Genomic DNA, 16931 nt, shown 5'->3' on the forward strand with positions numbered 1-16931 from the left:
AAGTAATGCCGGTGTCTCGCCGTCGGCGACGGTCGGTCGACGGCGTCAGGGAGCGTTGCGGACGTTTATATACTCCGGTGTACGAGGACCGGTATGGGTGACGATGGGGCCTTCACGTACAACGGCGGGAAGGTCGCACAAGGTGAGACGCAGAACATTCGCTACGGCATCAGTGAGACGTATCTCGGCGACCCGGTTCGCATCCCCGTCACCATCATCAACGGCGAACGGGACGGGCCGACGGCGTTCCTCTCTGCGGCCGCACACGGCGACGAACTCAACGGCATCGAGGTGGTGCGCGAGGTGGCCCACGAGTGGGACCTCTCGGACCTCTCGGGAACGCTCGTCTGTATGCCCGTCCTCAACGTGCCGGCCTTCCTGGCCCAGCAACGCTACCTCCCCATCTACGACCGGGACCTGAACCGCTCGTTCCCCGGCCGCGAGGACTCCACGAGCGCGAAGCGGATGGCCGCACGCATCTTCGACAACTTCATCGCGCCCTGCGACTTCGGCATCGACTTCCACACCTCGACGCGGGGCCGGACGAACATGATTCACGTCCGCGCCAACATGGAACACAAGGGGAGCGCGCGACTCGCGCAGGCGTTCGGGTCGCACGTCATCATCGCGGGCGAGGGGTCCTCCGGGATGCTCCGGACGGAGGCGACGGCCGTCGGCGTCCCGGCCATCACCGTCGAGATGGGCGAGGCCCACCGGTTCCAGCGAGAACTCATCGACGAGGCCCTGGCGGGCGTCGAGAGCGTCTTCGCGGAGTACGGGATGTACGACGCCACCGCCGTCCGGTGGCCCGGGTGGCGGACCGTCATCGACGACGCGAGCGAGAAGACGTGGATTCGCGCGGAGGCGGGCGGCATCGTGGACATGCACCACGACCGCGGCGCACTCGTCCACGAGGGCGACCGCATCTGCACCATCACCAACCCGTTCAAAGACGACAACGTGACCATCGAGGCACCGTTCACCGGCCTCCTCGTCGGCGTCTTGGAGAACCCGGTCGTCTACCCGGGGAACCCGCTGTGTCACCTCGTGGAACTCGAGGAACACGTCCGCCGCGTCGTCGAACGCGAACAGTCGCCCGACGGACACACGCTCAGGGCCTGACGCCCCTGCGGCGGCGACGCCGATCGGCCGCCCGCGAGCCGAAATACGTACTGTCGACCGGGTAAATCTCCCACCGACGCGTCCCACTTCGCGGCACAGTCTGCCGATTCGTTGCATCCCCCGTCGGCCGTACACGTAAGTTCTATACTACCGCGCTCCCGAGGTTCACGAGAGCATGAGTCAGTCTTACAATCGAGGCCTCATCGAGGACTTCGGCCGATGGAAGGAGTTCTCCGCGGGGATGTGGGCCTGGATTTTCCACAAGTTCACCGGCTGGGTGCTGGTGGGATATCTCTTCACCCACATCGCCGTCCTCTCGACGGCGCTGACGGGCGCGACGGCGTACACCGAGACGATACAGACGCTCGAAAGTCTGCTCGTGGTCCGCATCCTCGAAGTGGGCCTGCTGGCGGTGGCCGTCTTCCACATCCTCAACGGTCTCAGACTGCTCCTCGTCGACCTCGGCGTGGGGCTGCACGCACAGGACAAGAGCTTCTACGCGTCGTTAGTGCTGACCGGCGTCATCGTCGTCGCCAGCGTACCGACGTTCGTGGCGGGGGTGTTCTGACGATGGCGGAACACTACTCCTCGTTCGAGCGCGGCGGCCGCCGGTGGCTCTGGCAGCGACTGACGGCCGCGTTCCTCGTGGCCGTCCTCGCGTTCCACTTCTTCCTGCTTCACTTCGTCCACCACGCGGACGAGGTGACGTTCGCCATGTCGTCGGCGCGGATGGAGCAGTGGACGTACTACTCGCTGATGATACTGTTCCTCGTCACCGCGACGTTCCACGGCGTCAACGGCGTCTACAACGCGCTGGTGAACCAGGGTATCGAGGGCACGCGGAAGACCGCCGTCAAGTGGACGTTGGTCGCCGCGAGCGTCCTCCTCGTCGTGCAGGGCATCCGAACGGCAAACGAGTGGGCGGGAATCGCTCTCCTCCCCTTCTAACATGAGTACGCAAGTTCCCGAACAAGTCGAAGACGAATCGTCCGCGGACACCGAGTCGCAGTCCGTCCCCCAGCAGCGCCGCATGGAGAAGAAGCGGGAGAAGGCGGCCGAGCGCGAACGCCAGCGGCAGGCCGAGGAGGCCGAGAAGGCGCTGAGCGACGAGGACACGTACCTCCTGAAGGTGTTCCGGTACGACCCCGAGATAGCGGGCAAACAGGAACCTCGCTTCGACGACTTCCACGTCCCTTACCACAAGGGGATGACCGTCCTCGACGCGTTGATGTACGCGCGGGACAACTACGACTCCAGTCTGACGTTCAGACACTCCTGCCGGCAGGCCATCTGCGGGTCGGACGCGCTGTTCGTCAACGGGTCGCAGCGACTCGGCTGCAAGACGCAGTTGTCTGACCTCGAGGAACCCGTCCGCATCGAACCGCTCCCCCACCAGGAGGTCGTGAAGGACCTCGTCGTGGACATGGAGCACTTCTACGACCAGATGGAGGCCGTCGAGCCGTACTTCCAGACGAACGACCTGCCGGACGGCGAACTCGAAGAACAGCGCCAGTCTCGGGAGAACCGCGAGAAGATCAAGATGTCCACGCGATGCATCTGGTGCGGCGCCTGCATGTCTTCGTGTAACATCGCCGCGGGCGACAACAAGTACCTCGGCCCGGCGGCCATCAACAAGGCCTACCGCTTCACGATGGACGAACGCGAGGGCGAGGACATGCAGCAGCACCGGATGGAGATTCTCGAACAGGAGCACGGCGTCTGGCGCTGTCAGACGCAGTTCTCCTGCACCGAGGTGTGTCCGAAGGACATCCCCCTGACGGAACACATCCAGGAACTGAAGCGCGAAGCGGTCAAGAACAACCTGAAGTTCTGGTGAACGGGCAACCCTCAAGTTCAGCCAGTCCTAACCCACGATAATCATTCACACTATGCACGAACACGACGTTATCGTTGTCGGCGCGGGCGGCGCGGGTCTCCGCGCGGCCATCGCGGCACAAGAGGAAGGAGCCGACGTGGCTATCGTCTCGAAGCTCCACCCCGTCCGGAGTCACACGGGCGCGGCCGAGGGCGGCATCAACGCCGCCCTCCGCGAGGGCGACTCCTGGGAACAGCACGCTTACGACACGATGAAGGGGTCGGACTACCTCGGCGACGCCCCCGCAATCGAGACGCTCTGTCAGGACAGCCCCGACGAGGTCATCCAGCTCGAACACTGGGGGCTCGCGTTCTCCCGCGACGACGACGGCCGGGTCAGTCAGCGACCGTTCGGCGGGATGTCGTTCCCGCGGACGACGTACGCCGGCGCGGAGACGGGGCATCAGCTCCTGCACACGATGTACGAACAGTTGGTCAAGCGCGGCATCGAGGTGTACGACGAGTGGTACGTCACGCGCCTGGCCGTCTCCGACGAGGACGACCCCGAAGAGCGGACCTGCCACGGCGTCGTCGCCTACGACATCCAGTCCGGCGAACTGTCGGCGTTCCACGCGCGGAACGGCGTCATCCTCGCCACCGGCGGCCCCGGACAGGTGTTCGACCACACCACGAACGCCGTCGCCAACACCGGCGACGGCCCGGCGATGGCCTACCGCGCGGGCGTCCCGATGGAAGACATGGAGTTCATCCAGTTCCACCCGACGACGCTCCCCTCGACGGGCGTGCTCATCACCGAGGGCGTCCGCGGGGAGGGCGGTATCCTCTACAACGAGGAGGGCGAGCGCTTCATGTTCGAGTACGGCTACGCGAACAACGACGGCGAACTCGCCTCCCGCGACGTGGTGTCGCGCGCGGAACTCACCGAGGTGAACGAGGGCCGCGGTATCGAGGACGAGTACGTCCACCTCGACATGCGCCACCTGGGCGAGGAGCGCATCATCGACCGACTGGAGAACATCGTCCACCTCTCGGAGGACTTCGAGGGCGTCGACCCCCTCGAGGAGCCGATGCCCGTCAAGCCCGGCCAGCACTACGCCATGGGCGGCATCGAGACGGACGAGAACGGCGAGACGTGTATCACGGGGCTGTACGCCGCGGGCGAGTGCGCGTGCGCGTCCGTGCACGGTTCGAACCGACTCGGCGGGAACGCGCTTCCCGAACTCATCGTGTTCGGCAAGCGCGCCGGCCACCACGCGGCGGGCCGTGACCTCGGCGAGGCGAAGATAGAGACCGGCCAGCGCGGCGACTGGGAAGTCGGCGAAGTGGACACGCCCGTCGAACCCGGCGACGTCTCCGCACCCGGCGAGGACGTCGTCGCGGACGGCGGGGCGGCGGCGGGGTCGCTCTCGGGCGACGAGTACGTCCAGCGCGCCCTCGACGCCGAACGCGAACGCGTCGAGTCGCTCCTCGAGAAGGACGACGGCGTCCAGCACGCCGAGATTCGCGCCGAGGTGCAGAAGTCGATGACGCGGCACGTGAACGTGTTCCGCGAGGAGGAGGGACTGAAGCAGGCGCTCCGCGACATCCGGCGCGCGCGCGAGAAGTACGAGGACGTCTACGTCGCCGACAAGTCGCGCACGTTCAACACGGACCTCATCCAGACCATCGAGACGCGGAACATCCTCGACACCGCGGAGGCCATCACGCTCGGCGCGTTGGCCCGCGACGAGTTCCGCGGCGCCCACTGGCGCAAGGAACATCAGGAGCGTCGCGACGAGACGTGGCTGAAGCACACGATGCTGTCGTGGAACGACGGCAAGCCGGAACTGTGGTACCGACCGGTCGTCCTCGAAGGCGAGAACAAGACGTACGAACCGAAAGTCCGAAGCTACTGACTCGGGTCGCCGACTGACTCGTTCACGCGTTTTCCCGCGGTACCGACTCCGAGGGCGCGACACCGTGTGTCGCACGACGGCGGACCGACCGGATGCCGGCGGCACCCGTCGTCTCCGCCGCGGGCTCCCAACGGCTATTTATTCGACCCCGACGTACGTTCGAGCGGAAGGGTGGCTCAGTGGTAGAGCAATAAATTTCCGGCAGCGGCCCTCGTACGGTCGCCCCGGGTTTACGGCTTCGCGTGGTTCGACTCCCGCCCCTTCCACTCCAGCGGTCGAACGTAAATCTCGTCAGAAGTCGAAAACAGTCGTCCGAAACCGCCGCTCGTCGCCGACGAACGTTCCTGAGGGTTCGGCGGTTCGAGGCTCTGAGGCGCGCTCTCCCCGGAACTGTTCCCGACGAGTTTCGACGATCGACGTGGAGTGATTTTATTATCGTCGAACCCATCGCACAGACAACGACTATGCAAGGGACTGTTCAATCGTCGCCCGCCGCAGGGACGGACGCCGTCGCCGTTCCCGCGGAACTCGAATCGCCGCGCGCGAAACTCGTCTACCTCTTCCTCTCGACGCGGGGAGAATCGTCCGTGAGCGAACTGCAGAAGGGATTGGAGATGAAGAAAATCTCCCTGTACAGCATCCTGGGGACCCTGTGTAAGCGGGGACTCGTTCACCAGGACGCCGAGCGGTACCGTATCGCCTGAGCGGCAGGTTCGCGGCTCTCAGGTGTTCCGCGGCGAGCGTGCTTGTCTCACCTCGGCGCCGTCTCGAACCATATCCTCACAGCTCGGACAGACGCGCGGGTGGTCCATGCCGTCCGGGGCGAAAACCCGGGCGTACGCCGTCGTGACGAAGGAACCACAGTTCTGACATTCGGGCATGGCGTTTGAGTGACGATAGTTTTTTGTGATAAACTTTCTGCCGTCTCGCCTCAAAGGAGACTGAGTATCAATCCAAGCGCGAGGAGAGCGAACAGTATCGCCAGCACGGCGGCGAAGAACCTGTCTGACCCGTCCATGGGCGGACGTACGCGGAGCGGCGGCTTACCGCTATCGGGAACTCGCGGCTGCTGCGAACGAGTATCTGAATCGACACGAATCGCGGGCACTCGGAAGTTGTTTGTCTCAGGACCCCATGGGTGGTGCCGAATGAGTCGTCTCGCACCCCGAACGCTCTGTGTCGTCGCGGTGGTCCTCCTCGCCACCGTTCTCGGCGCTGCGGCCCCCGGAGCCGCTCAATCGACACAGACCGTCGCCGGGACGCAACTCGCTCCCGACGACGTGTCCCTCCGCATCGACATCCGTGAGAACACCTCGGCCGTCTGGGAGGTGGAGTACCGTATCCTCCTCGACGACGAGAACGCGACGTCGGCGTTCGAGTCCGTCAAGGAGGACGCGCAGAACAACGAGACCCAGTTCACCTCCGAGTTCCACGACCGGATGGACGCCACGGCTCGGACGGCGGCGAACGCAACCGGCCGCGAGATGGACGTACGGAACGTGTCGGTCACCGTCTCGCGCCAGCAACTCCCGCAGGAGTACGGCGTCGTGACCTACCGGTTCGTCTGGACCAACTTCGCCGTCGTCGACGGCGACGGGATGCGGGCCGGCGACGCCCTCGAAGGCCTGTTCCTCGACGAGCAGACGTCGCTACTCGTGACGTGGCCCGAGGGGTACACCGCCGAAGACGTGCGCCCGGACCCCGACGACAGGCGGACGCGGACCGTCGTCTGGAACGGTCCGTTCGACTTCGGGTCGGGCGAACCGTCGGTGACGCTCACCCCCCGGACGGACGCCGGGGCGACGACCGAGGCGACGGACGACTCGGCGGCGACGACCGGTGGCGGCGGCGACACCGCGGGGCCGGCCGACTCGGGGGGCTCGAACCCCTGGTTCGTCGGCGTGAGCCTGTTGCTCGTCGTCGCCGTCGTCGGCGGCGGGTGGCTGTTCTACCGCCGCGGGGACCCGCCGTTCGACCGCCCGCGCTCGGACGACGGCGACGGCGGAACCGCGACGACGGCGGCTTCGTCGACCGGTTCGGCCGCCGGTCGGTCCGAACTCACCGGGGCCGCCGACGAAGGCGAGGAGAGTACCGACGAGGCCACCGCGGACGCGGAGGCCGGAGGCGGGTCGGAGACGACGCCGACCGAGGGCGAGACGACCGGAACGGCCGAGGCGGCGGCCGACGACGCCGGTGCCGACGACGCGGCGGCCGACGACACGCCGCCGTGGGAGGACGAACTCCTCAGCAACGAGGAACGCGTGCTGGCACTCATCGAACACGAGGGAGGACGTCTGAAGCAACAGGAGGTCGCGGGCACGCTCGATTGGACCGACGCGAAGACGAGTCAGGTGGTGCGGAAGATGCGCGACGAGGACCAACTCGACGCGTTCCGTCTCGGCCGCGAGAACGTGCTCGTCCTCCCCGACGAAGACGGCGAGGGTGAATTGGTATAAATATGCTTCGACCGTTCACGGTATCGATTCGGCACCGAGGGAGTGAATCGATAGACGGCGGCGACCGTAAAACGTCGTTGACTCGGCTCAATTCGACGCGAGCGTGTGCAGTATATAGGTGCGTGGCGGACGGAGAGAGAGGTAGAATGAGACGGGCCGTTACGTTCGCTATGGTGTTGGTCCTCCTCGTGGCGTCGGTTCCGGCGGGGATGGCCGCCGCGGCGACACCGACCGGACCGGCCGACGGTGCCGGCGTGGCCGCCGCCCAGGAGACGACCGAGACGGCGACTGCCAACTCGACCGAGTCCGACGCCGACGGCGACGGCGACGCCGCCGAGGGCGAAGACGCCTCGTCGGGCGGAATCGCACCGGGGGCGCAACTCGCCGGCGTCCTCGCCGTCCAACGGGCGGAGATAGACAGCGAACTCGACAGCCGGTCGTTCGAGGCGCAGGTCACGTCGGCGAAGACCAACCGCTCGAAGGCGCGAGTCGTGTCGAATCACGTGAACCAGACGCAGACTCGACTCGACGACCTTCGCTCGCGGTTGGCGGAGTTGAAGTCCGCGCGGCGCGATGGGAACCTCTCGCAGGGACGCTACCGTGCGCAGGCAGCCCACCTCGCCGCCGAGATTCGCTCGCTCCAGCGCCTCGTCGACCAGACGCGAGACGTGGCAGTCGAACTCTCGCCCGAGGCGCGCCAGTCGAGCGGTATCGACGAGGCGCGGTTCGAGCGACTCAGAAACGATACGCAGAACCTCTCGGGGTCCGAGGTGTCCGAAATCGCCCGGGAGGTGGCCGGGTCGAACGTCGGCAACGGACTCGCCCGCGGCGTCGACGAGGACCGACGCGGTGAACGCGGCCCGCCGGACCGCGCCGAGGGCGAATCGGAGTCGCCCGGGAACGCTGGAAACGCGACTGCGCGGGGCGACGGCAACGAGTCGGCCGCCCCCGGCAGGTCCGAGAACGCGCCCGGCCGGGACGACGGCAACGAGTCTGAACTCCCCGGAAACAGCGGAGACGCGCCCGGCCGGGACGACGGCAACGAGTCGGCCGCCCCCGGAAACAGCGGAGACGCACCCGGCCGAGACGACGACGTGCAGACCGACGTGAGCCGACCGGGTGAGAGCGGACCCGGCGCGCCGGACGAGTCCGGAGACGCCCCCGGCAGGTCTGCGGACGCCCCCGGTCGCTCCGACGCGGCGAACCGTAGCGACGGCAACTCCACGGATACGGCGGCAGACACAGAGACGACGACGGGAACCGAGACGACGACGGAGACGGACGCGACCGCCGACTCCGAGACCGCGACAGAGACGGATACGACGGGAGACGCGGAACCGACCGTCGATTCTCCGACGGCGACGACCGTCGAGGCGGACGACGAGACGGTGACCGACACGAAACCGGCGACGAGTGCCGAGACCGTGACCGACACGACCCGGACGGCGACGGACGGCACTTTCTCGACGTTCGTAGCGGTAAACGTCGTGTAGAGCGCCTCTCCCGCACCGGACCGACGTGTGCTCAATTTTGATAGTCAGGGAGATAGAACTATACTTCCGCGGGTACTCGGCGCGAACGAGCATGGAGTACGTGTATCCGGTGGGCGGACTCTTTCTCGGCGCGAGTCTGGTCGCCGTGAGTGTGTTCACCGCCTTCGTCTACACGCCGTACACGTCCTCTCGAATCGACTCCGCCGTCACCGCGTTCACCGGTATCACTCTCCAACTCGGCGACTTCGTCGCCGTGTCGTCCGCGACGGCCATCCTGTTCGACCTGTTGGCGACGCAACTCGGGCTGACGTATCCGCTCGTCGTTCCGTTTCTGTTCGGCTACGTCGTCACGCACATCACCGTCTACTACTCGTGCCTCCGCATCACCGACGTGCAGAGCGAACCGCTGGACCCGAGCGTCGACATCCGGCAGAACCCGATGAAACTCGTCGCTCTCTCCATCCCGGGGGCACTCATCCTCCTCGCCCCGCGCGACAGCGACACGACGCGCTGACAACACGGCGTGCGTGTCAGGCGCGGGGCGCCGTCGGTAAAACGGTTGTTTGAGTATTCGCCGTGGTTATGTCACCGGCAGTCGTAGCAGGAAATGCGCCGCCCGTGGTGCCAACGCGGCGGCCGACGCGTTCGGCCGCCGGCCCCCTCCCCCGCTGACGTTCGGCCCTCCCCCGGTTCCGAGACGCGTCTCGCCCCTCCAAGACGTGTTTCGACCACTTCGCGCGCCGCCCGGTGCGGCCACCTCTCCTGCAGTCGTTCCGAAGAGTCAGAACAGTTCGTCCACTTGCCGTCGAGTCGAGTCGACGCTCCCGGAGTTGTCGACGGTCCGGTGTCGGCGTTCGAGCGGTTCGAACCGGTCGCGAAACTGCAGGTAGACGTCGAAGTCGGCGTCGCTCTCGTCGTCTTCGCGGGCGGCGATACGCTCCCGAACGACCGCCGCGTCGCACACGACTCGAACCACCTCCAACGGCGCGCCGACGGCGGCGGCGCGTTCCCGGTCCGCGCGCGTTCTGAACGTCGCGTCGAGGACGGCGTCGGTCCCGTCCTCCACGCGCCGGCGCGCACGCGAGAAGAGTTCCTCGTACACTGCCTCGCGTTCCTCGGGCGTGTACGCGGGATCCGCGTACAGTTCCTTGCGCACCACGTCGGTTCGGAGCAACGTCGCGTCCAGTCGGTCGGCTATCCGCTCGGACACCAGCGTCTTGCCGACGCCCGGCAGGCCACAGACGACGACGAGACGCCCCGTCGCTCCCTCGGTCACCGACCGTCCCGTGGCGCCGCCCCGTTCGCCGGCGGACTCCGCGCCGCGTCCTTCGTCCATCGTCTCACACGGGTGCTTGCGGCACCAGCATATCAACGTGTGGAAACCGCGGCGGTCGAACCCGAGCGGGGTCGCCTGCCCTCCAATGTAAATTTCATATCCACAATGTCTGGAAAAGATACTTCCCGCTGGAGTCAGAAGGGCAACGCGAGTGACTCACAGTGGAACTTCGCCCGACAGACTTCATGATACTCGACCGGCTCCGTGAGGGTCGGAACGTCGGTGCGAACCTCGCGCTCGAACTCGACCGAAACCGCGGCTACGTCAACAATCAGCTGTCGAAACTCGCGTCGCTCGAACTCGTTCGCCGCGTCGGACCGAGCGAGAACGGCGGGCTGTACGAACTCACCGAGAAGGGTGACCTCGCCGTCACCTACCAGAACCGCTACAAGGACGACTCGGTGGACTTCGAGTCGCTGTTGGACGAGAAGCTAACGACCACCCGGAACGTCGAGCCGACCGTGGAAGCGGCCGAGGAGTGAGAGGAGAGTTCGCCCCCCGTCCGACGCCACACTCACGCTACCTCGAACTCGCCCGTGTGAGAGATCGTGACCTCGTATCCAGCGTACTGAAATCGAACCCAGCCGTCGACGAACGGTCCGTCGGCGCGTCCGAACAACTTGTCGAGAGACTCCGTGTCGACGCAGTCTTCGAGCGGTGGGAGTTCGAACGGTTCGACACCCTCTCGCCGTGAGATTTCGGTCACGAGCTGAATACTGAGTGGTGCCTGCGTGTCCATCGCTCGTCTCTCTTGGCGAGAGCGAAGCAAAAGAAGCTCCCGGTTGCGCGATTTGACTTTCCGATGACACGTGCCGCCGGGTGGCGGGACGGCGTCACGATACTCGCTCGTGGTCGCTTCGTCCTCGCTGTCGCTCGGACAGAAGAGCCAGGGGTGGGATTCGAACCCACGAAGTCTCGATTACAAGTCGAGTGCATGAACCGCCCATGCTCCCCTGGCGCGAGTGCGAGTAATCAGCCCTCCTTTGAGTGTGTATCGCTTTCGACCGCCTTCTCCAACTCTACCCGGTGGACGTCGTAGCCGTGTCGCTCGTAGAACTGCCGAGCGCGTTCGTTCCGCGCCATGGCTTCGAGGCAGAGGCGCGTCGCGCCGGCGTCCGTCAGCACCGACTCGGCGGCGGCGAGGAGGCGGGAACCGATGCCGCGCCCTCGGTGAGCGGGGACGACGTAGAGATTGCGGACGACGCCGCGCGTCTCGTCCTGTTCGTAGTCGCCGCGTTCCAGACCGAACATGACGAAGCCGACGACACCGTCGTCGAGGCGGGCGACGCGGATGCCGTCGGTGACGACGTGGCGCGCCATCGCCTCTCGAATCTGTTCGCGGTTCTCGTCGGCTCGGAGATGCGACCGGTACGACCGCTGGTCGGCGGCGAGTTCGACCCAGAGGTCCGCGAGCGTCTCGACTTCGGCCGTGTCCGCCCGGCCGACCCGAACCGCACGCTCGTCGCTGTCGTCCATCACCTGCCGTTCGCCCTCCGACGCGAAAGAACTACTCCCCGCCGCCGTCCGATTCCGTGCGCCGGACGAACTTCTGTGCACAATCGTGCACATCTCTGTCCTCCGACTCCGGGCGACCCCGCCGTTCATTCGCCAGATGAAGAAAGACTTATCATCGTTTCACGTCCGCAAATACCGTGAGGATAGTTATCAATGGGTATCGCTGAGACCTACTCGCGCGGTCGCCGACTCGCAGTTGACCGACCGGGGGCGCTTCTGTTGGCCGTCGTCGGGGTGCTGCTTCTCGGAGACCTTCTGGTCGGTCTCGCCACCGGACAGACGACGTTCAGCGGCGTGGGGTCGCTGGTCTGGGACGGCCTGATGCGTGGGCTGGTGATCGGTCTGGCGGGTATCGGACTGTCGATGACGTACAGTATCTTGAACTTCGCGAACTTCGCGCACGGCGATTACATCACCGCTGGCGCGTTCTCCGGGTGGGCGACGACGTACGTCATCGCCGGACTCGGACGCGCCGACATCGGTGCGCTGATGCTCGTCGGCGCCGGTGGGTCGGTGTTCGGTGGGACACTCGGCATCGGCGTCACGGGGACACCGGTGGCCGTACTCGGCGGCCTGGTCGTCGCGGGTGCGTTCGCTATCGTGCTCTCGTTGGGCGTCGACCGGTTCGTCTTCCGGCCGATTCGCGACGAGGACGGTATCACGCTCCTCATCACGAGCATCGGCGTTGCGTTCGCGCTTCGGTACATGATGCAGTTCGTGTTCGGGTCGGGCGTCCGGGGGACCACGGCGCAACCGCCGGCGCTGTCGGTGTACTTCGTCGACGGTGCCATCCGAATCAACATGCACGACCTGACGCTGGCCGTCGTCGCCGGTGGACTGATGCTCGGCGTCCACCTCCTCCTCCAGCGGACGAAACTGGGGAAGGCGATGCGTGCGATGGCGGACAACGAGGACCTCGCGCGCGTCACGGGGATTCCGACCGAGCGCGTCGTCCGGTCGGTGTGGATCATCGGCGGCGGCCTCACCGGCGTCGCGGGCTACATGTTCGTCCTCTGGAAGGGGACGCTCGGCTTCAACGACGGCTGGCTGTTGCTCTTGCTCATCTTCGCCGCCGTCATCCTCGGCGGTATCGGCTCCATCTACGGCGCCATCACCGGCGGACTCGTCATCGGTCTGACGGCGTCGCTGTCGGTGCTGTGGATTCCCTCGGCGTTCGCCCGCGCGGCGGCGTTCCTCGTCATGATCGTCATCCTGCTCGTGAAACCGTCCGGGCTCTTCAGCGGGAGGTCCACCGCATGAGCGTTCGCGAGAACCTCGCCGACCGGATGCCCGGCGGCGACGCGGGCCTCATCGTCGCCGTCTTGTTGGTGACGTACGCGGCGTACGTCCTCGTCGGTGTCGGCCTCGGCTACTCGCTCCGCGGCCAACTCAACACCATCGCGGTGCTGACGTTCTACATCGGCGTCTTCGCCATGCTGGCGCTGGCGCTGAACCTCCACTGGGGGTACACCGGGCTGTTCAACATCGGCATCGTCGGCTTCATGGCCATCGGCATCTACGTGATGGCGCTGGTGTCGAAACCGCTGTACGAGGCGGGCGGCGCGGCGCAGGTGGGCGGCCTCGGCCTCCCCCTCATCGTCGGCATCGTCGCCGGGATGGCCGCCGCGGCACTGCTCGGACTGGTGGTCGCCTTGCCGGCGCTTCGGTTGCGGGCGGACTACCTCGCCATCGTCACCATCGCGATGTCGGAGATAATCCGCTTCAGTCTGCTGTCGAACGACCTCCAGCGGTTCCAACTGTTCGGCAACCGCGTCGGCTTCGGCGGTGGCTCGGGGCTCATCCTCGACTTCACCGACCCCCTACAGGCGTTCTTCCAGGCGTTCGGGCTGTGGAACGCTTACCTCGGCGTCGTCGACGCGTTCACCGTCGTCGTGCCGAACAACCCGAAACCGGTCGTCGACGGACTGGTCTACGGCTTCGTCCTCCTGTGCTTCGTCGCCGGGTACTTCTGGCTCCTGAAGCGCACGGGCGAGTCGCCGTTCGGCCGCGTCCTCAAGGCCATCCGCGAGGACGAGGACGTGGCGAACTCGCTGGGTAAGGACACGAACCAGTTCAAGATCAAGTCGTTCATGCTCGGCTGTGCGCTGATGGGTCTGGCCGGCATCCTCTGGCTGATGACGCAGGGCGCGGTGACGCCGAACTTCTTCCGGCCGCGCATCACGTTCTTCGTCTGGATAGCGCTCATCATCGGCGGCGCGGGTTCGAACACCGGGAGCGTCCTCGGCGGCGCCGTCTTCGCGGCGGTGCTCTACCAGGGGCCGCGGTACTTCAAGAACCTCGTCGACACGGTGCTCCCGTCGACGAGCGCGCCGTCCGGGTTCGGCCCGGCCATCGCACCGCTCATCTCGAACCTCAACCCGGCACCGATGTTCTTCTACACCATCGACAGCATCCGACAGCTCCAACTCGTCATCATGGGGCTCGTGCTCATCTGGCTGATGCACAACCGCCCGGAGGGGATGCTCGGCTACCGCAAGGAGACGGCCGCGGGCATCCCGCTCACGGCGGCACACGCCCGACGCACCGCCGCCGACGGCGGCGAAGTCGACGACGCGGCGCCCGCGACGGACGCCGCGACCGAAGGAGGTGACGACGATGAGTGAGACCGAGAGCGGACCGGAGGCCGACGAGTTCGACTCCGAGGCGGAGATAGACGCCACGTCCTCGCCCGACGTGTCGGTCGAGTATCCGCTGCAGGTCGACGGCCTCAGGAAGACGTTCGGCGGTATCACCGCGGTGGACGACGCGACGTTCCAGGTCGAGAACGGGACGCTGACGGGACTCATCGGGCCGAACGGGGCCGGGAAGTCGACGACGTTCAACCTCATCACCGGGATGATAAAGCCCGACGCGGGGACGGTCACGTTCAACGGCGACGACATCACCGGGATGGAACCGCACGCCATCGCCAATCAGGGTCTCGTCCGGACGTTCCAGATAGCCCGCGAACTCGAAGACATGACCGTCCTCGAGAACATGATGCTCGCGCCGAAGAACCAGCGGGGCGAGAAGCTCTGGCGGTCGGTCACGCCCGGCGTCCGCAACGGCGTCATCGAACAGGAGGAGGAGTTGCTCGACCGGGTGTGGGAGGTGCTGGAGTTCTTCGAGATAGACCACATCGCAGAGGAGTACGCGGGCAACCTCTCGGGCGGCCAGCGGAAACTGCTGGAGATGGCCCGGGCGCTGCTGACGGACCCGGACATGCTCCTGCTCGACGAACCGTTCGCCGGCGTCAACCCGTCGCTGGAGAAGCGTCTGCTCACCCACATCCACGAACTGCGGGAGCAGGGCTACACCTTCCTTCTGGTCGAACACGACATGGACCTCATCATGGAGAACTGCGAACACGTCATCGTCCTGCATCAGGGGCGCGTCCTCACCGAGGGGACGCCCGAAGACATCAAGTCCAACGAGGAGGTCATCGAGGCCTACCTCGGGGGGAACGTATGAGTTCCGACGCCACCGCCGCGACGGAGTCCACCCCCGACGTCGAGGGAGCGGAACTCCTCCGCGTCCGCGGCCTCGACGCGGGCTACGGCGACCTGCAGATACTCACCGACGTGGACATGGACGTCTACGACGGCGAGTACGTCACCATCGTCGGTCCGAACGGCGCGGGCAAGTCCACGCTGATGAAGTCCGTCTTCGGACTCACCAACCACATGGGCGGGACCGTCACGTTCGAGGGCGAGGACATCACCGGCCTGCGTCCCGAGGACATCATCCACGAGGGCGTCGGCTACGTCCCGCAGAACGACAACATCTTCGCGACGCTCACGGTGCAGGAGAACCTGGAGATGGGCGCGTACATCCTCGACGAGGTGCCGCAGGACGCCCTCGACGTGGTGTTCGAGCGCTTCCCCATCCTCGAAGAGCGGAAGCAACAGAAGGCGGGCACGATGTCCGGCGGCCAACAGCAGATGCTGGCGATGGGTCGCGCGCTGATGCTGGACCCTTCGCTGCTCCTCCTGGACGAACCCTCCGCGGGGCTGGCGCCGGACCTCGTCGAGGAGATGTTCGACAAGATAGACGAGATAAACGAGGCGGGGACGGCGGTGCTGATGGTCGAACAGAACGCGAAGGAGGCGCTCCGGCGCTGTGACCGCGGCTACGTGCTCGCCAACGGCGAGAACCGCTACGTGGACACGGGGACGGCGCTCCTGAACGACGAACAGGTTCGCCGGGACTTCCTCGGCGGATAATCGCGGCACGCGGCTCTTCTTCGACGCGCCGCCCGACGGCGCCTCACCGACCGAACGCGTCGCGCGTCACTTGCACCGCTACGCGCGTCACTCGCACACCGGCAGCACGGTGTCGATGTGGGGGACGCCCTCGCGAATCTCTACGGTCGCGCGCGTCGTTCGGCAGTAACAGGCGGCGTACGACGCGGTGTCGGCTCCGTCGGTCGCCTCGACGCGCAAGTCGTACTCGTCGCCGATGGGGACGTCGAACGCGACGCTCCCCTCCCCGGCGGGTACCGTCTCGGTCGTCTCGACGACAGTCCCGTCGTCGCCGGACAGCGTCAGCGTCAGGTCGCGCGCCGAGCCGTCGGCGTTCTCGACGGCGACCGACTGCTCGCTCGGCCACGCGCACCCGGCGCGGACCGATCCGTCCTCGGCGACGAGGACGGTCAGACGCGGCCAGTGCCAGTTCTCGGGTATCGACCACTCGTACGTCGTTCGCCGGCCGTCGCCCGTCTCGACGACCACGTCGTAGGTGGCGTGCGAGGCGACTATCGTCTCGGAGGCGGCCTCCGCCCCGGCCCCCACGTCGAACGTCCGCTCGTAGAACCGGTCGCCCTCGTACGCGACGGCGACGGTCACCGTCGCCGCCTCGCCCGTCGCGTTGCGAACGTCGGCACCCGCGGGGCCGAGGATGCGCTTCGCGCCGGGGACGACGTACGCGTCGCCGGTCGGCGTTCCGGTCGAGGGGGTCTCTCGGGTCGTCCCCGTCTGCCGGTCCGTCGTCCGGGTCCGCTCGTGCGTCGTCCGCGTCGGGGACGGGTCGGTGGGCGTCGCCGTCGCCGCCGGACCGCCGCTTCCGTCGTCGGACAGGCAACCGGCGGCACCGAGGAGCGACGACCCGAGGGCCGCGAGGAGGGCGCGTCGGTGCATCGAGTCGGTCGTCTCGCCCGACTCCCGAGTATCTTCTGCTCGCACGGACACGTCGCGGTGGTGACTCCGCGCGCACGGACCGCCTCGACGCGGTACGGTGGCAGCGCGTCGCGTCGGCGCCGTCGCTCGCCGGCCGGCGTCGA

General features: G+C 66.6%; 19 protein-coding genes and 2 tRNA genes. 15 read left to right on the top strand and 6 right to left on the bottom strand.

All coding sequences use genetic code 11. From position 1 onward, the window contains the following. Nucleotides 1-93: 93 nt before the first annotated feature. The 7 genes from BM310_RS10335 to BM310_RS10365 all read left to right on the top strand — a co-directional run bounded on the left by BM310_RS10335 (nt 94) and on the right by BM310_RS10365 (nt 5557). Nucleotides 94-1122 (top strand): succinylglutamate desuccinylase/aspartoacylase family protein, encoded by a 1029-nt coding sequence (locus BM310_RS10335; RefSeq protein WP_089807417.1) that lies wholly within the window; start codon nt 94-96, stop codon nt 1120-1122. 175 nt (nt 1123-1297) lie between these two features. Continuing rightward, nucleotides 1298-1690, top strand: a complete 393-nt coding sequence (gene sdhC / locus BM310_RS10340; protein WP_089807419.1) for a succinate dehydrogenase, cytochrome b556 subunit — start codon at nt 1298-1300, stop codon at nt 1688-1690. A gap of 2 nt (nt 1691-1692) precedes the next feature. After that, complete coding sequence (locus BM310_RS10345) at nt 1693-2070, top strand: succinate dehydrogenase (RefSeq protein WP_089807421.1); 378 nt, start codon at nt 1693-1695, stop codon at nt 2068-2070. Nucleotide 2071: 1 nt separating this feature from the next. After that, entirely contained in the window at nt 2072-2959 is an 888-nt protein-coding gene (locus BM310_RS10350; protein WP_089807423.1) for a succinate dehydrogenase/fumarate reductase iron-sulfur subunit, read from the top strand. Between the two features lie 52 nt (nt 2960-3011). Then, the gene (locus BM310_RS10355) at nt 3012-4853 is read left to right on the top strand and encodes an FAD-binding protein (protein ID WP_089807425.1); all 1842 of its coding nucleotides are present in this window, start codon (nt 3012-3014) and stop codon (nt 4851-4853) included. A 165-nt stretch (nt 4854-5018) separates the two neighbouring features. After that, nucleotides 5019-5119: transfer RNA gene (locus BM310_RS10360), tRNA-Thr, on the top strand. 198 nt (nt 5120-5317) lie between these two features. Next, nucleotides 5318-5557, top strand: a complete 240-nt coding sequence (locus BM310_RS10365) for a TrmB family transcriptional regulator (protein ID WP_089807427.1) — start codon at nt 5318-5320, stop codon at nt 5555-5557. 18 nt (nt 5558-5575) lie between these two features. Here the strand turns inward: BM310_RS10365 and BM310_RS21985 are convergent, their stop codons facing one another. After that, nucleotides 5576-5734 carry a DUF7563 family protein gene (locus BM310_RS21985; protein WP_013440542.1) on the bottom strand — a complete coding sequence of 53 codons (159 nt, stop codon included), beginning with the start codon at nt 5732-5734 and terminating at the stop codon, nt 5576-5578. Nucleotides 5735-6001: 267 nt separating this feature from the next. Between BM310_RS21985 and BM310_RS10370 the strand changes: the two genes are divergently transcribed. From BM310_RS10370 to BM310_RS10380, 3 genes are all read left to right on the top strand, one after another. Next, complete coding sequence (locus tag BM310_RS10370; RefSeq protein WP_089807429.1) at nt 6002-7309, top strand: helix-turn-helix transcriptional regulator; 1308 nt, start codon at nt 6002-6004, stop codon at nt 7307-7309. Nucleotides 7310-7455: 146 nt separating this feature from the next. Next, complete coding sequence (locus BM310_RS10375) at nt 7456-8802, top strand: DUF7096 domain-containing protein (RefSeq protein ID WP_177232595.1); 1347 nt, start codon at nt 7456-7458, stop codon at nt 8800-8802. Between the two features lie 91 nt (nt 8803-8893). Beyond that, nucleotides 8894-9316, top strand: coding sequence for a hypothetical protein (locus BM310_RS10380; RefSeq protein WP_089807431.1), 423 nt, complete (start codon nt 8894-8896; stop codon nt 9314-9316). 267 nt (nt 9317-9583) lie between these two features. On the opposite strand, the gene BM310_RS10385 is transcribed toward BM310_RS10380, so the two are convergent. Beyond that, nucleotides 9584-10138 carry an AAA family ATPase gene (locus BM310_RS10385; RefSeq protein ID WP_089807433.1) on the bottom strand — a complete coding sequence of 185 codons (555 nt, stop codon included), beginning with the start codon at nt 10136-10138 and terminating at the stop codon, nt 9584-9586. 185 nt (nt 10139-10323) lie between these two features. Here BM310_RS10385 and BM310_RS10390 point away from each other — a divergent pair, with 185 nt between their 5' ends. Next, nucleotides 10324-10620 carry a helix-turn-helix domain-containing protein gene (locus tag BM310_RS10390; protein WP_089807435.1) on the top strand — a complete coding sequence of 99 codons (297 nt, stop codon included), beginning with the start codon at nt 10324-10326 and terminating at the stop codon, nt 10618-10620. A 32-nt stretch (nt 10621-10652) separates the two neighbouring features. On the opposite strand, the gene BM310_RS10395 is transcribed toward BM310_RS10390, so the two are convergent. From BM310_RS10395 to BM310_RS10405, 3 genes are all read right to left on the bottom strand, one after another. Next, complete coding sequence (locus tag BM310_RS10395; RefSeq protein ID WP_089807437.1) at nt 10653-10877, bottom strand: HalOD1 output domain-containing protein; 225 nt, start codon at nt 10875-10877, stop codon at nt 10653-10655. 145 nt (nt 10878-11022) lie between these two features. Continuing rightward, nucleotides 11023-11096: transfer RNA gene (locus BM310_RS10400), tRNA-Thr, on the bottom strand. A 14-nt stretch (nt 11097-11110) separates the two neighbouring features. After that, nucleotides 11111-11614, bottom strand: coding sequence for a GNAT family N-acetyltransferase (locus tag BM310_RS10405; protein ID WP_089807439.1), 504 nt, complete (start codon nt 11612-11614; stop codon nt 11111-11113). Nucleotides 11615-11806: 192 nt separating this feature from the next. Between BM310_RS10405 and BM310_RS10410 the strand changes: the two genes are divergently transcribed. From BM310_RS10410 to BM310_RS10425, 4 genes are read left to right on the top strand one after another with little or no spacing between them, the layout of a single operon-like run. Continuing rightward, nucleotides 11807-12913, top strand: coding sequence for a branched-chain amino acid ABC transporter permease (locus BM310_RS10410; RefSeq protein ID WP_089807441.1), 1107 nt, complete (start codon nt 11807-11809; stop codon nt 12911-12913). Continuing rightward, nucleotides 12910-14277, top strand: coding sequence for a branched-chain amino acid ABC transporter permease (locus BM310_RS10415; protein ID WP_089807443.1), 1368 nt, complete (start codon nt 12910-12912; stop codon nt 14275-14277). Before BM310_RS10410 ends, BM310_RS10415 begins: the two co-directional genes overlap by 4 nt. Continuing rightward, entirely contained in the window at nt 14270-15124 is an 855-nt protein-coding gene (locus BM310_RS10420; RefSeq protein ID WP_089809155.1) for an ABC transporter ATP-binding protein, read from the top strand. The genes BM310_RS10415 and BM310_RS10420 overlap by 8 nt, the downstream gene beginning before the upstream one ends. After that, nucleotides 15121-15876 (top strand): ABC transporter ATP-binding protein, encoded by a 756-nt coding sequence (locus BM310_RS10425; protein ID WP_089807445.1) that lies wholly within the window; start codon nt 15121-15123, stop codon nt 15874-15876. The genes BM310_RS10420 and BM310_RS10425 overlap by 4 nt, the downstream gene beginning before the upstream one ends. Before the next feature lie 87 nt (nt 15877-15963). Here BM310_RS10425 and BM310_RS10430 read toward each other — a convergent pair whose 3' ends face one another. After that, nucleotides 15964-16833, bottom strand: coding sequence for a hypothetical protein (locus tag BM310_RS10430; protein WP_245778474.1), 870 nt, complete (start codon nt 16831-16833; stop codon nt 15964-15966). Nucleotides 16834-16931 lie beyond the last annotated feature (98 nt).

This window comes from Halogeometricum rufum (assembly GCF_900112175.1).
GTDB lineage: Archaea > Halobacteriota > Halobacteria > Halobacteriales > Haloferacaceae > Halogeometricum > Halogeometricum rufum.

Bases quoted from the DNA above. Each gene is read 5' to 3' on its own strand.
- sdhC (WP_089807419.1), top strand. From the start codon at position 1,298: ATGAGTCAGTCTTACAATCGAGGCCTCATCGAGGACTTCGGCCGATGG.
- BM310_RS10390 (WP_089807435.1), top strand. From the start codon at position 10,324: ATGATACTCGACCGGCTCCGTGAGGGTCGGAACGTCGGTGCGAACCTC.
- BM310_RS10375 (WP_177232595.1), top strand. From the start codon at position 7,456: ATGAGACGGGCCGTTACGTTCGCTATGGTGTTGGTCCTCCTCGTGGCG.
- BM310_RS10380 (WP_089807431.1), top strand. From the start codon at position 8,894: ATGGAGTACGTGTATCCGGTGGGCGGACTCTTTCTCGGCGCGAGTCTG.
- BM310_RS10385 (WP_089807433.1), bottom strand. From the start codon at position 10,138: ATGGACGAAGGACGCGGCGCGGAGTCCGCCGGCGAACGGGGCGGCGCC.
- BM310_RS10395 (WP_089807437.1), bottom strand. From the start codon at position 10,877: ATGGACACGCAGGCACCACTCAGTATTCAGCTCGTGACCGAAATCTCA.
- BM310_RS10410 (WP_089807441.1), top strand. From the start codon at position 11,807: ATGGGTATCGCTGAGACCTACTCGCGCGGTCGCCGACTCGCAGTTGAC.
- BM310_RS10415 (WP_089807443.1), top strand. From the start codon at position 12,910: ATGAGCGTTCGCGAGAACCTCGCCGACCGGATGCCCGGCGGCGACGCG.
- BM310_RS10405 (WP_089807439.1), bottom strand. From the start codon at position 11,614: ATGGACGACAGCGACGAGCGTGCGGTTCGGGTCGGCCGGGCGGACACG.
- BM310_RS10335 (WP_089807417.1), top strand. From the start codon at position 94: ATGGGTGACGATGGGGCCTTCACGTACAACGGCGGGAAGGTCGCACAA.
- BM310_RS10345 (WP_089807421.1), top strand. From the start codon at position 1,693: ATGGCGGAACACTACTCCTCGTTCGAGCGCGGCGGCCGCCGGTGGCTC.
- BM310_RS10420 (WP_089809155.1), top strand. From the start codon at position 14,270: ATGAGTGAGACCGAGAGCGGACCGGAGGCCGACGAGTTCGACTCCGAG.
- BM310_RS10355 (WP_089807425.1), top strand. From the start codon at position 3,012: ATGCACGAACACGACGTTATCGTTGTCGGCGCGGGCGGCGCGGGTCTC.
- BM310_RS10370 (WP_089807429.1), top strand. From the start codon at position 6,002: ATGAGTCGTCTCGCACCCCGAACGCTCTGTGTCGTCGCGGTGGTCCTC.
- BM310_RS10365 (WP_089807427.1), top strand. From the start codon at position 5,318: ATGCAAGGGACTGTTCAATCGTCGCCCGCCGCAGGGACGGACGCCGTC.
- BM310_RS10425 (WP_089807445.1), top strand. From the start codon at position 15,121: ATGAGTTCCGACGCCACCGCCGCGACGGAGTCCACCCCCGACGTCGAG.
- BM310_RS21985 (WP_013440542.1), bottom strand. From the start codon at position 5,734: ATGCCCGAATGTCAGAACTGTGGTTCCTTCGTCACGACGGCGTACGCC.
- BM310_RS10350 (WP_089807423.1), top strand. From the start codon at position 2,072: ATGAGTACGCAAGTTCCCGAACAAGTCGAAGACGAATCGTCCGCGGAC.